This is a genomic window from Salinicola rhizosphaerae (genome assembly GCF_014652715.1).
Taxonomy (GTDB): Bacteria; Pseudomonadota; Gammaproteobacteria; order Pseudomonadales; family Halomonadaceae; genus Salinicola; species Salinicola rhizosphaerae.
This window is the reverse complement of sequence record NZ_BMZI01000006.1, coordinates 43,966-58,746: the sequence shown is the minus strand read 5'-3', so window position 1 is coordinate 58,746 and position 14,781 is coordinate 43,966. Positions and strand designations below refer to the sequence as shown.

General features: G+C 61.6%; 17 protein-coding genes and 2 tRNA genes. All 19 read left to right on the top strand.

Annotated features, from left to right (window positions below; genetic code table 11):
• The first annotated feature begins 14 nt into the window (after positions 1–14).
• The 19 genes from IE125_RS13685 to IE125_RS13595 all read left to right on the top strand — a co-directional run bounded on the left by IE125_RS13685 (position 15) and on the right by IE125_RS13595 (position 14,676).
• Positions 15–90, top strand: a tRNA-Asn gene (locus IE125_RS13685).
• Positions 91–129: 39 nt separating this feature from the next.
• Positions 130–205: transfer RNA gene (locus tag IE125_RS13680), tRNA-Asn, on the top strand.
• Between the two features lie 78 nt (positions 206–283).
• Positions 284–1,174: a ParA family protein gene (locus tag IE125_RS13675; protein WP_189445243.1), complete on the top strand. Its 891-nt coding sequence runs from the start codon at positions 284–286 to the stop codon at positions 1,172–1,174.
• A complete protein-coding gene (gene dnaB, locus IE125_RS13670; RefSeq protein ID WP_189445242.1) occupies positions 1,164–2,573 on the top strand; it encodes a replicative DNA helicase in 1,410 nt (469 codons plus the stop codon). Before IE125_RS13675 ends, dnaB begins: the two co-directional genes overlap by 11 nt.
• The gene (locus tag IE125_RS13665) at positions 2,570–2,773 is read left to right on the top strand and encodes a hypothetical protein (protein WP_189445241.1); all 204 of its coding nucleotides are present in this window, start codon (positions 2,570–2,572) and stop codon (positions 2,771–2,773) included. The genes dnaB and IE125_RS13665 overlap by 4 nt, the downstream gene beginning before the upstream one ends.
• Positions 2,766–2,996, top strand: a complete 231-nt coding sequence (locus tag IE125_RS13660) for a type II toxin-antitoxin system HicA family toxin (protein ID WP_189445240.1) — start codon at positions 2,766–2,768, stop codon at positions 2,994–2,996. The genes IE125_RS13665 and IE125_RS13660 overlap by 8 nt, the downstream gene beginning before the upstream one ends.
• The gene (locus IE125_RS13655) at positions 2,993–3,682 is read left to right on the top strand and encodes a DUF2786 domain-containing protein (RefSeq protein WP_189445239.1); all 690 of its coding nucleotides are present in this window, start codon (positions 2,993–2,995) and stop codon (positions 3,680–3,682) included. Before IE125_RS13660 ends, IE125_RS13655 begins: the two co-directional genes overlap by 4 nt.
• Positions 3,675–4,181 (top strand): hypothetical protein, encoded by a 507-nt coding sequence (locus tag IE125_RS13650; protein ID WP_189445238.1) that lies wholly within the window; start codon positions 3,675–3,677, stop codon positions 4,179–4,181. The genes IE125_RS13655 and IE125_RS13650 overlap by 8 nt, the downstream gene beginning before the upstream one ends.
• Positions 4,178–6,217 carry a ParB family protein gene (locus tag IE125_RS13645; RefSeq protein WP_189445237.1) on the top strand — a complete coding sequence of 680 codons (2,040 nt, stop codon included), beginning with the start codon at positions 4,178–4,180 and terminating at the stop codon, positions 6,215–6,217. Before IE125_RS13650 ends, IE125_RS13645 begins: the two co-directional genes overlap by 4 nt.
• Positions 6,217–6,828, top strand: coding sequence for a DUF2857 domain-containing protein (locus IE125_RS13640; RefSeq protein ID WP_189445236.1), 612 nt, complete (start codon positions 6,217–6,219; stop codon positions 6,826–6,828). Before IE125_RS13645 ends, IE125_RS13640 begins: the two co-directional genes overlap by 1 nt.
• The gene (locus tag IE125_RS13635; RefSeq protein WP_189445235.1) at positions 6,828–8,072 is read left to right on the top strand and encodes an STY4528 family pathogenicity island replication protein; all 1,245 of its coding nucleotides are present in this window, start codon (positions 6,828–6,830) and stop codon (positions 8,070–8,072) included. Before IE125_RS13640 ends, IE125_RS13635 begins: the two co-directional genes overlap by 1 nt.
• Positions 8,073–8,170: 98 nt before the next feature.
• Entirely contained in the window at positions 8,171–8,938 is a 768-nt protein-coding gene (locus IE125_RS13630) for a PFL_4669 family integrating conjugative element protein (RefSeq protein ID WP_189445234.1), read from the top strand.
• Positions 8,939–9,427: 489 nt separating this feature from the next.
• Positions 9,428–9,874 (top strand): DUF3158 family protein, encoded by a 447-nt coding sequence (locus tag IE125_RS13625; RefSeq protein WP_229809139.1) that lies wholly within the window; start codon positions 9,428–9,430, stop codon positions 9,872–9,874.
• A 109-nt stretch (positions 9,875–9,983) separates the two neighbouring features.
• Entirely contained in the window at positions 9,984–10,466 is a 483-nt protein-coding gene (locus IE125_RS13620) for a single-stranded DNA-binding protein (protein ID WP_189445232.1), read from the top strand.
• Positions 10,467–10,523: 57 nt separating this feature from the next.
• Complete coding sequence (locus IE125_RS13615) at positions 10,524–11,096, top strand: hypothetical protein (protein WP_189445231.1); 573 nt, start codon at positions 10,524–10,526, stop codon at positions 11,094–11,096.
• 6 nt (positions 11,097–11,102) lie between these two features.
• The gene (locus IE125_RS13610) at positions 11,103–11,309 is read left to right on the top strand and encodes a hypothetical protein (RefSeq protein ID WP_189445230.1); all 207 of its coding nucleotides are present in this window, start codon (positions 11,103–11,105) and stop codon (positions 11,307–11,309) included.
• Complete coding sequence (locus tag IE125_RS13605) at positions 11,296–11,715, top strand: hypothetical protein (RefSeq protein ID WP_189445229.1); 420 nt, start codon at positions 11,296–11,298, stop codon at positions 11,713–11,715. Before IE125_RS13610 ends, IE125_RS13605 begins: the two co-directional genes overlap by 14 nt.
• Before the next feature lie 70 nt (positions 11,716–11,785).
• On the top strand, positions 11,786–13,816 hold the full coding sequence (locus tag IE125_RS13600) for a DNA topoisomerase III (RefSeq protein WP_189445228.1): 2,031 nt from the start codon (positions 11,786–11,788) through the stop codon (positions 13,814–13,816).
• Positions 13,813–14,676: a hypothetical protein gene (locus IE125_RS13595; protein WP_189445227.1), complete on the top strand. Its 864-nt coding sequence runs from the start codon at positions 13,813–13,815 to the stop codon at positions 14,674–14,676. Before IE125_RS13600 ends, IE125_RS13595 begins: the two co-directional genes overlap by 4 nt.
• Positions 14,677–14,781: the final 105 nt, after the last annotated feature.

Genomic DNA, 14,781 nt, shown 5'->3' with positions numbered 1-14,781 from the left:
CGGTGAGAAAACGATCCCCGATAGCTCAGTTGGTAGAGCAAATGACTGTTAATCATTGGGTCACAGGTTCGAGTCCTGTTCGGGGAGCCATCGCTGTCATCGTATCGAGAGCTTCTCATCTCATATCGATCCCTGATAGCTCAGTTGGTAGAGCAAGCGACTGTTAATCGCTGGGTCGCAGGTTCGAGTCCTGCTCAGGGAGCCAGCTAGCGAAAGCCAAAAATTTTAGCCAGTAGTTGCAGTCTCTGCACTCATTCCAATTACCACTGGATGAGGTGCAGTTATGCGTGTTTCAGCAACGGTTTGCTCCAAGGGTGGCGTCGGAAAAACTACCACGACAGCCAATTTGGGCGGCCTCCTGGCAGACGCCGGTCTACGAGTCCTCCTCATAGACCTCGACTCCCAGCCAACCCTCTCTTCCTACTATGAGCTGTCTCAGCCTGCCCCTGGTGGGGTGTATGAGCTGCTTGCGACAGAGCTGGTCGACCTAGACCAGATCATCTCTCACACCGCTATCCTCAATCTCGACATCATTGTCTCGAACGACTATCGGAATCAGTTGCAGCAGTTACTGCTCAATGCCCCGAATGGTCGCTTCCGGCTGATCGACCTGCTCGATCGCTTCGCCGATCGCTATGACGCCATCCTGATCGATACCCAGGGCGCGCGCTCGGTGATTCTCGAGATGGCCGTTATGGCCGCCGATCGGCTGATCTCTCCCATCGTTCCCGAACTGCTCACCGCCCGCGAATTCGTGCGTGGCACTCAGGGCATGCTTAACGAACTGCGCGAGCTGGCACGCTATACCCGTTTCGAGGTGCCGCCGGTCTCCATCCTGCTCAACAAGATGACCGATCATCTGCGCGATGCCCGTGACATTGCCGACAGCATTCGTACCATGTATGCCGAGGTCGAAGATCACGGCATTAGTGTGCTCGAGACGCCGCTGGTCAATCTCTCGTCCTATCGTGTGGCAGCGCTGCAGGGCTTGCCCGTTCACCGGGTCGAGCCGCGCAAGCCGTCCAGCCGCAAGGCACCGGCTTGTGCTGACCAGCTCAAGGCCGTGGCCATCGATCTCTATCCCGAGTGGGCCGACGCCATCCGTGCGGTGGGCACCAATGCACCGAGCGGTAAATCTGGCACCGGAAAATCGGGGGTGGGTCATGTCCATTGAAGCCGCATCCCCGGCATCCGCCGAAGCCGAGGCCATGGGGCTTCTGCCACCGCATAGCATCGAGGCCGAGCAGTCCACGCTGGGCGCGTTGATGCTCGATAACACCAAGTGGGATGACATCTGCGAAATCGTCGATGCCGGCGCATTTTATCAGTACCCGCACCGGCTGATCTTCAAGGCGATGGAAGCGCTATCCCATGATGAGAAGCCACTGGATGTGGTGACGCTCTCCGAAGTTCTGGAGCGCGATGGGAATCTCGAGACCTGTGGCGGTTTGTCCTATCTGGCCGAGCTGGCCCGTCACACACCGTCGGCAACCAATGTAGTCGCCTATGCCGGCATCGTTCGCGAGCATCAGCGTCGCCGGCAACTGGCCAACATGGGCCGCGATCTCAGTCAGCGGGCGCTGGATGGGCAGCAGCTCAGTCAGGCGCTGATCGAAGCCACCGAGCGGCAACTGTTCGAGCTGGCCGAAAATCGGCAGGGCAAGGAAACCGGCATACGTCCGGCACTGACGGCAGCGATCGATACCATCGATCGCGCCTTCAACGCCAAGGACGGCATTACTGGCACGCCGACCGGCTACCAGGATCTCGATGCGCTCACCTGCGGTTGGCAGGACTCCGATCTGATCGTCCTCGCCGGCCGCCCGTCGATGGGCAAGACCACGCTGGGGATGAACCTCGTCGAGAATGCATTGGTTGCCACGACGGGCCGCACTGAGTTAGCCACCGCCCCGATCTTCGTCTTCTCGCTCGAGATGCCCGAGGAGCAGCTGATGCTGCGCCTGATGGCAAGCATGGGGCGGCTGGATCTGAGCACGCTGCGCTCAGGGCAGCTCGACGATGGGGGCTGGGAGAAGCTGACCTCCGCCACGAATCGCATACTCGGCTTCGAAGAGCGCCTGTTCGTGGACGACTCCAGCGGGCTCTCCGCAACCTCACTCAAGTCTCGTGCCCGTCGGCTGATGCGCCGCCATGGCAAACCGGCACTCATCCTCATCGACTACCTGCAGCTGCTCGAGGAGCCGGGCTGTGAGAACCGCAACAACGAGATTTCCGCTATCTCGCGAATTCTCAAAGCCACCGCCAAGGATCTCAACTGCCCGGTGGTGGCGCTCTCGCAACTCAACCGCACACTCGAGAATCGCCCCAACAAGCGGCCCTGCATGGCCGATCTGCGTGACTCCGGGGCGATCGAGCAGGATGCCGACGTCATCGGCTTCGTTTACCGCGATGAGGTCTACAACATCGATAACCCCGACAACAAGGGGCTGGCCGAGCTGATCATCGGCAAGCAGCGCAACGGTCCCACCGGCACGGTGCATCTGACGTTCGTGGGCTCGAGCACCCGGTTCGAGTCTTTGGCGTGGAAGCAGGTACAGGAGGGGCGGTCATGAACAGTGCAGCCCAGGAACTATTGCATCTCGAAACTCGCCTCGCGGAAAAACGCGACGAACTTGCGCGGCTCAACCGCGAATGTCGACTGCTTCGAGGTGAACGAGAGCGACTGATCCGGTCGCTTGAAGGCCAACTGGATCTGTTTCGTCAGCAGCTCGATCACACCGACCAATTCATCGGGGAGGTGCCCTATGCCTGACTCACTCCCGATCCGTTGCTCGACCCGCGCCCTGAAGCGCGTAGTGCATTATGCCGTGACTCACGGCTGGCACGTCGAGCGTACGCGAGGCGGTCACGTTCGCTTCATCAAGCCGGGCTGCCCGCCCGTGTTCACCGGATTTTCACCCAGTGACGCGCGTGCTGAGAAGAACGTGCTGGCACGGCTGCGCCGGTTACAGCGTCAAGAGGGGGACGAGGCATGACTCCCGATCGCATCCTTCGCAAGATCGAGCGCTGCCTGGCGCTGTCACGCTCGGCCAACGAGCACGAGGCCGGAACGGCCCTGCGTCAGGCGCAGCATCTGATGGACGAGTACGGCGTCAGTGAGATCGATGTCGCGGCATCGACCATCGACCGTGTGGCCGTCAAGTCGCCAGCCGGGCGCAAGCCGCCGCGCTGGCTCGATCATCTGGCCAGCCTGGTCAATGCCGCCTTCGGTACCGCCACGGTCTACGAACCGCGTCCTACGTTCGAGAGCTGGCAGGGGTACTTCGCCTTCCTCGGCGAGGCGAGCCAGGTACGCATCGCGGCGTATGCCTTCGAGGTGCTGCAGCGTCAGCTGATCAGTGATCGCAAGGCGTTCCTGAACGGCATGCACAAGCGCGCGAAGCGCGTCACCAAGATCCGTCGGGCAGACGTCTATGCGCTGGCATGGGTCGCCGGGGCGTATGAGCACATCGTCCCGGTTCAGAAGACGAAGACATCGGTAGCCGCGATCGAGCACTTCCAGCAGCGCTTCTATCCCCAGCTCGAGGCGATGGAGGCCATCGACCGCGGTCAACGCCGTGACGATCAGCGTGCAATGGCCCGTGGGTACGCCGCTGGTCGTAACGCGCGGCTGCATGGCGGTGTCGATCGCGACCAATACAAGGAGCTGTCCCATGGCTGAGATCGTCAAGTTTCCGACACGCGTCGCGACCGACCGGGGCATGGAGCGCTATCTGCAGGGCCGGGAATGTCTGGCCCTGGGACTGCTCGATCCCTTCGCCGGCTGGGTCGAGACACTGGAGTCCTGGTTCGCCTCGCATCCCCAGGCGCACAACAAGCGCAACGATGCGCTGCGCTCGCTGCTCGTCGATACCTGGCTGGTCTTCCATATGGCCTGCGACAAGGCCAGTCGGCTCGAGATGGAGCCCCACCACAGCCTTCGCTGGGCACAGCTCCAGTATTTCGGCCTCAGCGATTTCGAGCTGCTGGTGATCGTCAACGACAACCTGCTCGATCTGCGTCGTGGCCTGCAGGTGCTGTGTCAGCAGCATCCGCCGCAGACGCGCAGTGACCTGAGCCTGCACGGGTTGACCCAGAGCATCGGTCGTCTCAACCAGCAGTTGAATCATTTTTTCGATTCTGATGGCTGCGTCTCGCGGCAGCCGGAGTGGACCTCATGAGTAAACCATCCGTTACCCCCGATCAGATCACGGCCAAGCTGAACCAGCCGGGGCCGACGCTCAGGAGCCAGCCCACCGATCGGCTGCCGGCACCGACCCGCGAACAGGCGATGTCGCTCACGCTGGATCAGCTGCGTCCCTACGATCGCAACCCCAGAACCCATCACAACCCCAAATTCAATGAGATCAAAGCGTCGATCAAGGCAGTCGGACTCAAGCAGAAGTTGACCGTCACGCAGCGTCCCGGCGATGACCGCTACATGATCTCCGATGGGGGCAACACTCGCCTGACCATTCTCAATGAGCTGTATCAGGAGACGGGCGATCAGTCCTTCTATCACCAGGACTGCCATTTCATCCCGTGGCAGGGCGAGATCAACGTGCTTGCCGGCCACCTGGCCGAGAACGACAACCGGGGGCAACTGAGCTGGATCGAGCGGGCGCGAGGGATCTTTGAAGCCAAGCGCATGATCGAAGAGGACGCTGGCGAGGCCATCTCCCAGCGTGAGCTGACCAAGCGGCTACGGGGGCTGGGCTACACCATCAACCACAGCCATATCTCGAAAATGCTCTACACCATCGAGCATTTTCTGCCGACCCTGCCGCTGACGCTGGATGCCGGCATGGGCAAGGGACAGATCGAGAAGCTGATCTCCTATCGCCAGTTCTGTGACGAGTGCTGGACCCGCTGCGCCGACTATTGGATCGAACATGCCGATGACCTGGGCGAGGGCGAACACTGGGCCAACAACGTCGTCGACGGCGATTTCGCGCTGGCATGGCACGAGGAAATGGCCCAGCTGGATCACGAGGGGCAGACCGAGTTTCGCTGGAACATCGTCGAAGATCGCTTGAAGGGCATGCTCAACGAGCACACCGGGCTGCACTTCAACCCGATCGACATGGCGTGGAAGAACTGGTTCACCGTGCGCAAGTATGCCCGGGCGGCAACGGACGAGGAGCGCGCGGATATCTGGACCACTGTCGATAGTGAACTGGAACGCCTGCATCATCCCCAGGAGCGTCACCTTTATCCGCCAAAACCGGATACTTCTCCGGGTGGCTCGTCGTCCGGCAAGTCGTCGGATCCTTCCTCTCTGCCATCGACCGCCAAAACCTCTCGAGGCGGTAGCGAACCCACCGGCGGCGACGGTGAACTCGACCCCGATGATCTGACCTTCGGCGATGGCCAGAGCGACCTCGATCCCACGCAGGAACCGTCGCCGGCGCGCGGTGTGCCGGAGGCGGGTGGGGTAGGCGAGTCGGTCGCCATGAAACAGATGCGCGCCCAGCTCGAGCAACTCGAGCAGCGCAACGCCGAACTCGAGGCTCAGACCCAGCGAACACCGGTGGCCCCACAGGGCGGCAGCTTCGATGACGACTGGAACGACAACGCCGGTGGGCTGCTGGACACCGATGGTCTGCTGCAGGAGCACACACCGCAGCCGACGCGCTCTGCCGAAGAGCAGGCGACCATCGCCGCCGATCTGACCCTCTCTCCCCATCACGAGACGGAAGGCCATCGCCAGCTGCGTCACTGGCAGGCGAAGGAGCACGGCGAGGAGGCCATCGACTTCGAGGCAGCGGCACTCAAGAGCGTACCGCTGCAGGACGGTGGCCGTGTCGCCCCGATCACGGATCTCTGGCATGTGCCGACCTGGCGTCGCAACGCCCAGGATTTGCGCATGCAGATCGGTGAGGTGGTCCAGGTGCTGGCCAGCTGGGCCGGTGTCGAGGCCAGCGGATCCAGCGAGGTCATTCGCCTCAATGCGCGCGACGGTATCGGTTACGAACTCGGTCCCCTCGAAGGCGCCCCCAGCCGTCGTGCTCAGCTCGTCTGGCAACTGCTCGCCGGTCTCGAGGGCAACATCGATCCGGTGATGCCGAGCGACATCTCGCTATTGGGAGAACTGGTGGGCAGTCATGGTGACAACACCGAGGTGCGTCTGCCCGACGGTCTCTTTGTTCGTGTGTTCTGGCTGACCCGGCTGATCCGGGTGTTGCGTGACGTGCTCAATGCAGAGGGGGATTCGTGATGGCGACACCGCAACTCAACCATGCGCTGTTCAACCAGGCGCTGATCCTGATTCGTGAGGGCGACATGCGTCGCGCTCGCGCGCTGGGCTTCCGCGACGACGAGCTGCAGAGTCTCAGTCGGCTGCGGGCCAGCGAGATCGAGTCCCTGATCCACGAGTTTCCGGGCGTGGCCCGGTTCGAGCTGGATCACGACACCTTCAAAGCGGCGCTGCGCCGCGTCGATCGCGACCAGGATCGCGATGGGCTCGTCGATCACTGCATTCGACACGGGGCCAGCGTGCACATGCTGTCTACCTTCTTCGGTCTGACCCCGAACGACTGCTCGGCGCGTCGCACGCTGCTGGGCGTACCGAGCCGGCAGGGACGCTTGCCCATGCCGGAAGAGAAGGTAGAGCACGAGGCGTACCACCGCTGGCAGACCATTTCTGACGATCCGTCCGGTCCCGGTGCCGTGGAAGATATTCGCGGCATGCTGGTACTGGCTGAAGAGGTCGCGCTGCCATTGGCGGTGATCTGGACCCTGATCAAGCAGTGGACCCAGCCGGAGCAGGCGCGACAGCAAAGCCTGCCTGCCGAGGACGAGGGCGTGGTGCGTGAAGGGGTGGCGTGATGAAACATTTTGACGCGCTCATCGGGCGCGCCGCGTCATCCATGACTCAACGCCGAGGCGAGGCCGCCTCGGCGTCAAGCGGTCAGGAGGATGCGCTCGACGGTCTGCTGTTCATGGGCAATCCCCATGAAACCGTTCCCCGAGCCCTGCTACTCGATCAACGCCTGGGCGCGGTCGACGTGCTTGGGTGGCAGATGATCCGACTGCTCTCGAATGCTGACCGCACCACCGCTTTCCCAACCTATGACGAACTGGAGCCGTTGCTGCGTTCCGGTGCGAACCGCAAGGCGTCACGCAAGACCGTGGCGCGTGTCATCGCGATCCTCAGGCTGACCCGCTGGATGACGTTGGGTATGAAAGCGCGGAACACCGATAACGGACGCATGATCGGTAACGTCTACGTGCTGCACGACGAGCCGCTGGCACCCGCCGAGTCGCTGTCACTGGATGCCGAGTACATCGAGTACGTCATCCGTTGCACCCGTCATCACAACCGTGATGTCGCTGAGGTGGCGCAACTCGTCCGCGATGAGCTGGCCGAGGGTGGTGTGCTCGAACTGCCGACCCGGCTCGATGTCATTGACCAGCGTGCGGAGCGGCAGAAGCGCGCAGAGTTTCCAGCGGAAACTCAGTCATCAGATGCTCAGTTCCCGGAGGAAACTCAGCAGGATTCTCCCGGTTTCCAGCGGAAACTCGGACAGTTTTCGGAATCCGAAGATCCCAGTTTCCAGCGGAAACTCATGCGTGAATCAGGCACTTACGACGCAGTTTCCGATGCATCTCGCCCTACAGTACGTAGTTATACAAACAGTGTGTGTAAAACCACCGCGCGTGAGCCGGACGGCACTTCGCTGGTCTGGAGCTGGCCGCTCGAGCTGACTGCCGACGAGCGGGAATCGGTCACGTTCCTGCTGACGGGGTTGTCGACTGAGACGCAGCAAGCGGTGATCGACGAAGCCGCCGGGCGGGTCGATGCCGGCAAGGTCAAGAACACCCTGGGCTTCCTGCACACCCTGGCCAAGCGTGCCGCCTCGGACAATTTCCAGCTGACCCACTTCGGGCGCAGCGTCGCCAAAAAGCGGCGTGATCAGGCCGAGACGGGTGACGAACAGAACCGGGTCGTTACCGCGCCGGTGGTGGCGATGTCGCCGCCCAAGCCGGCCGAGCCGGAACCGCAGCCGATGTCGGCGGCAACCGAACGGGCGCGAGGGGAGATGTTCAAGCGCCTCGGACTGCGGCGCTAGAAACCCGTGAGATCGCGTTTAACGTTTCCGGTAGGGCAATGCTCATCGACCCCTGATGCTGGCATCCCATCCAGTGCATCGACGACTCAGGAGTAATTATGGCCAGCACTGAGCCCCGTGTAGGGCAGCTACGCAGCAAGATCGAGATGACCCTGCACACTTATCCGGCAGTGCTTGCCTGGCACGGGCGCGGGGTCGAGAGCGGCAAACCGCAGGTAGTCGGCCTCAAGCAGTTTCTGTCGCTTGCCGGTCGTGTTCATCAGGCAGCGGGCCGAGACGATCCCTATGCCGATAGCTGGCTGCTCATGCTCGAGGAGAAGGTCGACGAGACCCGACAGGCGCTGCAGCAGCTGGAAACTCGAGTCAGCAGTGTGCTGAAGCAGATCCCGGAAGGGCTCGATGTCAGTCGCAACGTCAGCCAGCAACCTTTCGTGACGCCCGTGTTCACCGGCGGGCAGATGGGCTGGCAGGCCGTCATGTTGCTGATGCAGTACGACAGCATCGTGCGCGATGTCCTGTTGGCGCATCACATTGGCTTGCTGGGCAACAAGCAGCGCGGCGCGATGATCCGTGATCAGGGCGGTCATGCCTTGCGCTCGCTTTGCTACGCCCCCGTCAAGTTCCCCGGGTTCAGCGGAGCAACGCGGGATGACTTCGCGGCCAACAACGCCAAGGCGCGAAACGCCCTCGAAAAATACGGTGAGCTGCCCCAGGACATTCTGGAAGGAACGCGCCGCAGCGAGTTTGCGCCGACGATCCGGCGTGAGGAGGCCTCATCGTCCGGCAGCGATCAGGCACACAAGCTCGAAGGCGCGGATCTGGACGACGACCAGTTGCTGCCCCAGTCCGGGGCCTCCGAGGAATAAGGATTGGAGTGATGCCACTGGCATCACTCCAATCACTCCAGCGAGACCGGGACGGGGTGATTCCACTGTAATCACTCCAGCGAGACCGGGACGGGCTGATTCCACTGTAATCACTCCAGCGAGACCGGGCCAGGGTGTTTCCGGGGGAAACACTCCAACGAGACCGGGCCAGGGTGTTTCCGGGGGAAACACTCCAACGAGACCAGGCCAGGGTGTTTCCGGGGGAAACACTCCAGCGAGACCAGGCCAGGGTGTTTCCGGGGGAAACACTCCAGCGAGACCAGGCCAGGGTGTTTCCGGGGGAAACACTCCAACGAGACCAGGCCAGGGTGTTTCCGGGGGAAACACTCCAACGAGACCAGGCCAGGGTGATGCCCCCGGCATCACTCCAGGACGAGCCAGGCGGGTGTTGCCACTGGCATCACTTACCGCAGGACCGGTGGGGCAACCAAGTATCTGCAACGAGAACAGGAAAGGACCGTGAACGCGATGACTGCACTGGAACAGCGTCAGGACTTTGCACTGAATCAGTACGCAAAGGGCCTTTTAAAACCCTTTAAGGGTAAAGGGGAGATTCTTCGATTTCGGGATGAGTTGGATGCGGAGTGTCGTCGGATGTGGCAGGAGGCGGCGGACTTTGCCAACCGCTATAACCGCACGGTGGTTCAGGCGGGTCTTTGGCTCAAACCGCACAACAACAGCGGGGGACGAGTTCGCGCCGTGCAATGGCGCGACAAGGCGCAGACCCAGATGGGGCGACGCCTTCTCGAAGCCGTGCTTCAGTATGGCGACGTGTCGGTAGGGATGAAGCGTCAACTGGTCGAGATCGAGACCGAGCGCGCAATCTTCAACGCCAAAATCGCGGCGGCCACACGCCAGGTCGATCGCCTGAATCGCCTGCTCAACGATCTCGATGAAGTCGAGGCCATGGTCTGACCCACCCAAGGACGGGAAAGGTGCGACGCCGGCCTTAACGTTTCCCGCTGACGACCTTTGCCGCTCGCCGCCACTGTAGTCGGGCATCCATTCGATTCAGGAGGTTCATATGAGCACGCATTTCATGGGCGAGGGGAACATCGGTTCCGATCCGGAGGTGAAGATGTTCTCCCCCAACGGCAATCAGCCACCACGTGGTGTCATGCGCCTGAACGTCCGTTTCGACAATCCGGTGCCGACCGATACCGGTAATGTCGACAAGGGCGGGTTTTGGGCGAACGTCGAGATCTGGCATCGCGATGTCGAGCAGTGGGCGCAGCTTTACCAAAAGGGCATGCGGGTCATGGTCTCGGGCCGCATGGTGCTGGACGAGTGGCAAGACAATGAGGGCCACAGCCGGTCGCAGTTCAAGGTGCAGGCCGTTCGCATCGGCATCCTGCCGTTCCGCGTTGCCCAGGTCATGCTCGAGCCCGCTCAGGGACAGCAGACATCTCGTCATCCGTCTTCGCAACAGGGGGCGTATTCCAAGTCCGCTGGGCCAGAGGGCGAATGGGATAATCCGGTGAACACGGAGTCGGACGGTCTGGGTTGAGCGGATCTACGGGCGTAAGGGGGGCGATTCAACATAAGACCAACAAGGAGTGGTGGGATGAGGCATTGGGTGGTGGCATTGGGAATGGTGGCGTTGGCCGGATGCGCGGCGCAGGATCACTATTACTCGAACGGTGTCTGTGTTACCTGTTTCGACAATCCGGTCACGGGGGAACCGCTGAACTATGATCCCAGCGTGACGCCGCAGAGGGTGGCGACCAATGTCGAGCGGCAGACAGTCGACGCCAAGAGTCTGGGCAGTCAAAATGGTTCCGTCGATATCGATTCTCGCATCGATGTGGATACCGCTTATGCCCGGATCAAGTCGGCGATGGGATTCCGCTCGCCTAACGACTTCGAGAGCCCGGAGAGCACGACGGCCAAAATGCAGATGGGCGATGTCGCCTGGAAGCACGACCGCACGCCGGGGGCGTATTATAACCTCGGCGATTACGGTCGGCAGACCCTCGGAGAAACACGATATTCGATTTTGCAGCGGGTTCAGATTGAGAAGAGCGGTGCGGGCTCGCGCATCCACTACAGCTGGGCGCCAGCCGACAAGCGAACCCTTTATGACGGGGATGCCATGGAGTCTGCGCTGACACATCGTCTCCAGGCCGCGTTAGACTGATTGCTCATGCCCAACTTCTTCACCATCAGGGATGGTTGGAACCTAGACGAACAGCTAGGCAACATGCTGCGGGAACTCGACGACACGCAGGTGACTGGTCGGCTCGTTGAGTTCCGTATTCGTCTCAAGGCATTAATGCGTGAGTATCATATCGGTACCGAGACGGTCGTCGAATGGATCGACCTAGGGATACTCAAGGATGAAAGAGACTGAGGCAGCGATCTATCAGCGGTTTTTTATTCGCCCCCTCCCGGGACGTCGCCCGCGGATCGAGTCGGACATCCAGGCTATTATCGATCACTCGGTCGATTGCCGTTTTGCTCCCGACGGCACCTTGCTCAAGCCGACCATTCTAAAGCCCGGTCAGGGGCACTACCTCATCCCAATGCGCTGGCTCAATGGTGAGGTGATCACCATTGACAACGTTTCCTCGGCGCAGTGGTTCTGGCTTGATGCTGACATCCCGTTCAATGGCTGGTTGGCTCGGCGTTTGGCTCAGGTATTAAGACGACACCCCGAGATCGCCTGCGTAGCCGAGGACAACACACGCGGCGCTGCCAACAGCAATGCGGAAGCCTGGATCATCGACGACGCCCATTACCTGTTGCAGCCTGATTAACATTCCCCGCTGAATCCCCTGATCCAGCCCGTCACGCTGAGGCCATACCTATTCTGTGAGGCCCGGTGTCATGTCCCGTTTGTTTCTCTGCGAAAAACCCTCTCAGGCGCGTGATATTGGCGCGGTTCTGGGGGCGACCCGTAAATCCGACGGTTGTCTCCAGGGCGATGGAGTTGTCGTGACCTGGGCCTTCGGCCATCTCCTCGAGCAGGCACCCCCAGAAGCCTACGATCCCGAGCTGAAGCGCTGGTCACTGGAGTCGCTGCCGATCCGCCCAGTGCAGTGGAAGAACACGGTGCGCAAGGATGCCAGTAAGCAGTTCAAGGTGATTCAGCGACTGCTGAAGCAGTGCAGCGAAGTGGTGGTGTCCACCGATGCCGACCGGGAGGGCGAAACTATCGGTCGCGAGATTCTCGACGCCTGCCGCTATCAGGGGCGCGTCTCTCGCCTCTGGCTGTCTGCGCTCGACCAGGCATCCATTCGCAAGGCGCTGGCCAATATCCGTCCGGGCGAGGCGACGTATCCGCTGTATCAGGCCGGACTGGGCCGATCCCGCGCGGACTGGCTGGTTGGGATGAATTTGACCCGCGCATTCTCGGTGCTGGCTCAGCAGCAGGGGCATCAGGGCGTCCTGTCGGTCGGCCGGGTGCAAACGCCCACGCTGGCGCTTGTCGTCCGACGCGACCAGGAAATCGCGAACTTCGTTCCCAAACCGTTCTGGGAGGTGGTGGCAAACCTGCAGGCGCAGGGCGGTTCGTTTCAGGCAAAGTGGCTGCCGGCCAACGCTGACTGGTTCGACGAGGAGGGACGATGCGTCAATCCTGAAGCGGCGCGAGCGGTCGCATCCCGATGCCAGGGCGCGGCGGCGACTGTCGCGGCCATCGAGACGTTACGGAAAAAAGAGTCGGCGCCGCTGGTTATGGATCTCGGCACACTGCAGCAGGCGTGCTCGAAGCGATACGGCTTCGGTGCCCAGCAGGTTCTCGACATCGCCCAGTCCCTCTACGAAACCCACAAGGCCACGAGCTACCCGCGTACCGATTGCCGTTATCTGCCGACATCGATGCTGTCCGAGGTCGGGGTCGTCGTGACGGCGCTCCTGCATTCGGATGAGAAGCTCTCCCCGGTGATCGGTCGACTGGACCAGACGCTCAAGAGTCGCGTCTGGAACGACAGCAAGATCACGGCTCACCACGGCATCATTCCCACCACGGCGCCTTGCCGTATCGATCGGATGAGCGATGAGGAGTTCCGGGTTTACGATCTCGTCCGTCGGCATTATCTGGCGCAGTTCCTGCCGGCGCACGAGTACGATCAGACCGATGCGAGGCTGAATCTCGCCGGCGAGACGTTCGTGGCCTCGGGCCGACAGGTACAGGTCGAGGGTTGGAAGGTTCTCTTCCCCCGGGGGAAGGGCAAAGGGCAGGACGGTGACGACGAGGAGCAAGAAGGTTCCGGCGCGCAGGCGCTCCCGCCTCTCCGTCAGGGGGAAAGCTGTTCGGTACAGGATCTACTGGTGAGGGATCGTCAGACCCAGCCGCCGAAGCCCTTCGCCGAGGGCACACTGATCTCGGCGATGAAGAACGCGGCTCGCTTCGTCACAGATGAGCGGCTAAGAGCGCGACTGCGCGAGAGTGCCGGCATCGGTACCGAGGCGACACGCGCCGGCATCATCGAGACGCTGCTCAAGCGGGGTTTCATCCGGAAGAAGGGGCGCACGATCGTCTCGACACCGGTCGGCCAGGGTCTCATCGCGGCATTGCCGCCTCAGATCAGCAACCCGGGAATGACAGCTCTCTGGGAACAGGCGCTGGATCAGGTCGCCGAGGGGGCGATGACGCTGGGGGATTTCATGGAGCGTCAAAGCACATTGCTCGACAAGCTCATCGGTATCGCGCTTCAGCGTCCCCAGCTGAATCTCCCCGAAGCACCGAGCGAGACCTGTCCCAAATGCCAGGCGAAGATGCGCAAGCGCAAGAGTAGCAATGGTCCCTTCTGGTCCTGCTCCCGTTATCCCGACTGCGATGGAACCAAGCCGATCGGGAAGGCGAAGCCACGCCGCAAATCGAAGCCCAGGACAGCTCAGGGAGGACAGGGGTGATGCATCACGATGAGTGGGAGTCCAACTGCACCGAGTATCTTGCCGGAACTGGCGAGGAGCCGGGTGCCTTCGACAAGGAAATGACCGAGACGGAAATCGCGTGGGTAGTCGATCAACGGCTGCGCGCTCAATCCTGGGAGACCTATCCCGAGGTGGTACTTGAGACCTTCGCAGGCCGTCCCGATCTCATCGCGACGCGCCGGGGAATCTGCCAGGTCTTCGAGTGCAAGCGCACGTTGACGCTGGGTGTGATCGAACAGGCGAGCCGGTGGCGAACACACTCGCGGCCGGAGCAGGCGGGCATGCCTGATCTGATCTGGGTCGCCTGCAAACGGCCTCAATATCGGTCCAACAATCTGCTGTGGTGGCTGCTGCGACAGTTCGATATCGGGCTCATGTCGATCGAGAAGCAGCCCGCCGTGGAAATCCGCTACGGTGGAGAGGTCGAGATTTTCCCGCAGCGCTACAGCATCACTCGGCGTATCGCGCCACGCATTCAACCGGGCGCGCGCCGATCGGCACATCGGTTGATCGACCAGCTCAATCCCGACATGCGTATCGCTCAGCCGGGAGCGAAAGGGGGAGAGACCGAGTACATGACGCCGTTCAAACGGACCATGGCCATGGTGGACGAATTTCTGTCATCGGAGCCGGACAAGGAGCGCCATATCGAGCAGATCATCGACTACCTGAACGAGAAGGGTGGCCATCATTACGGCACCGATCGCAGCGCCCGGGGAGCGATACCTCCGCATCTTGATCGACTGGGGTATCCACGCACTCGAGAGTGGGGCTGCTGGTTCAGGGCGCGCACGGAGGCAGCCGTTGCTCCTTGCCAGATCGCTGACACTCCTCGATAATTGCTCTTGCACCCCGTTGACAACTGACGGTCATCAGTTGGTCCCTTTGGACTCTCCTTGGGTCCGAACCCAAAGCGCTATCACCTGGCGAAAGAGCGCACCCCC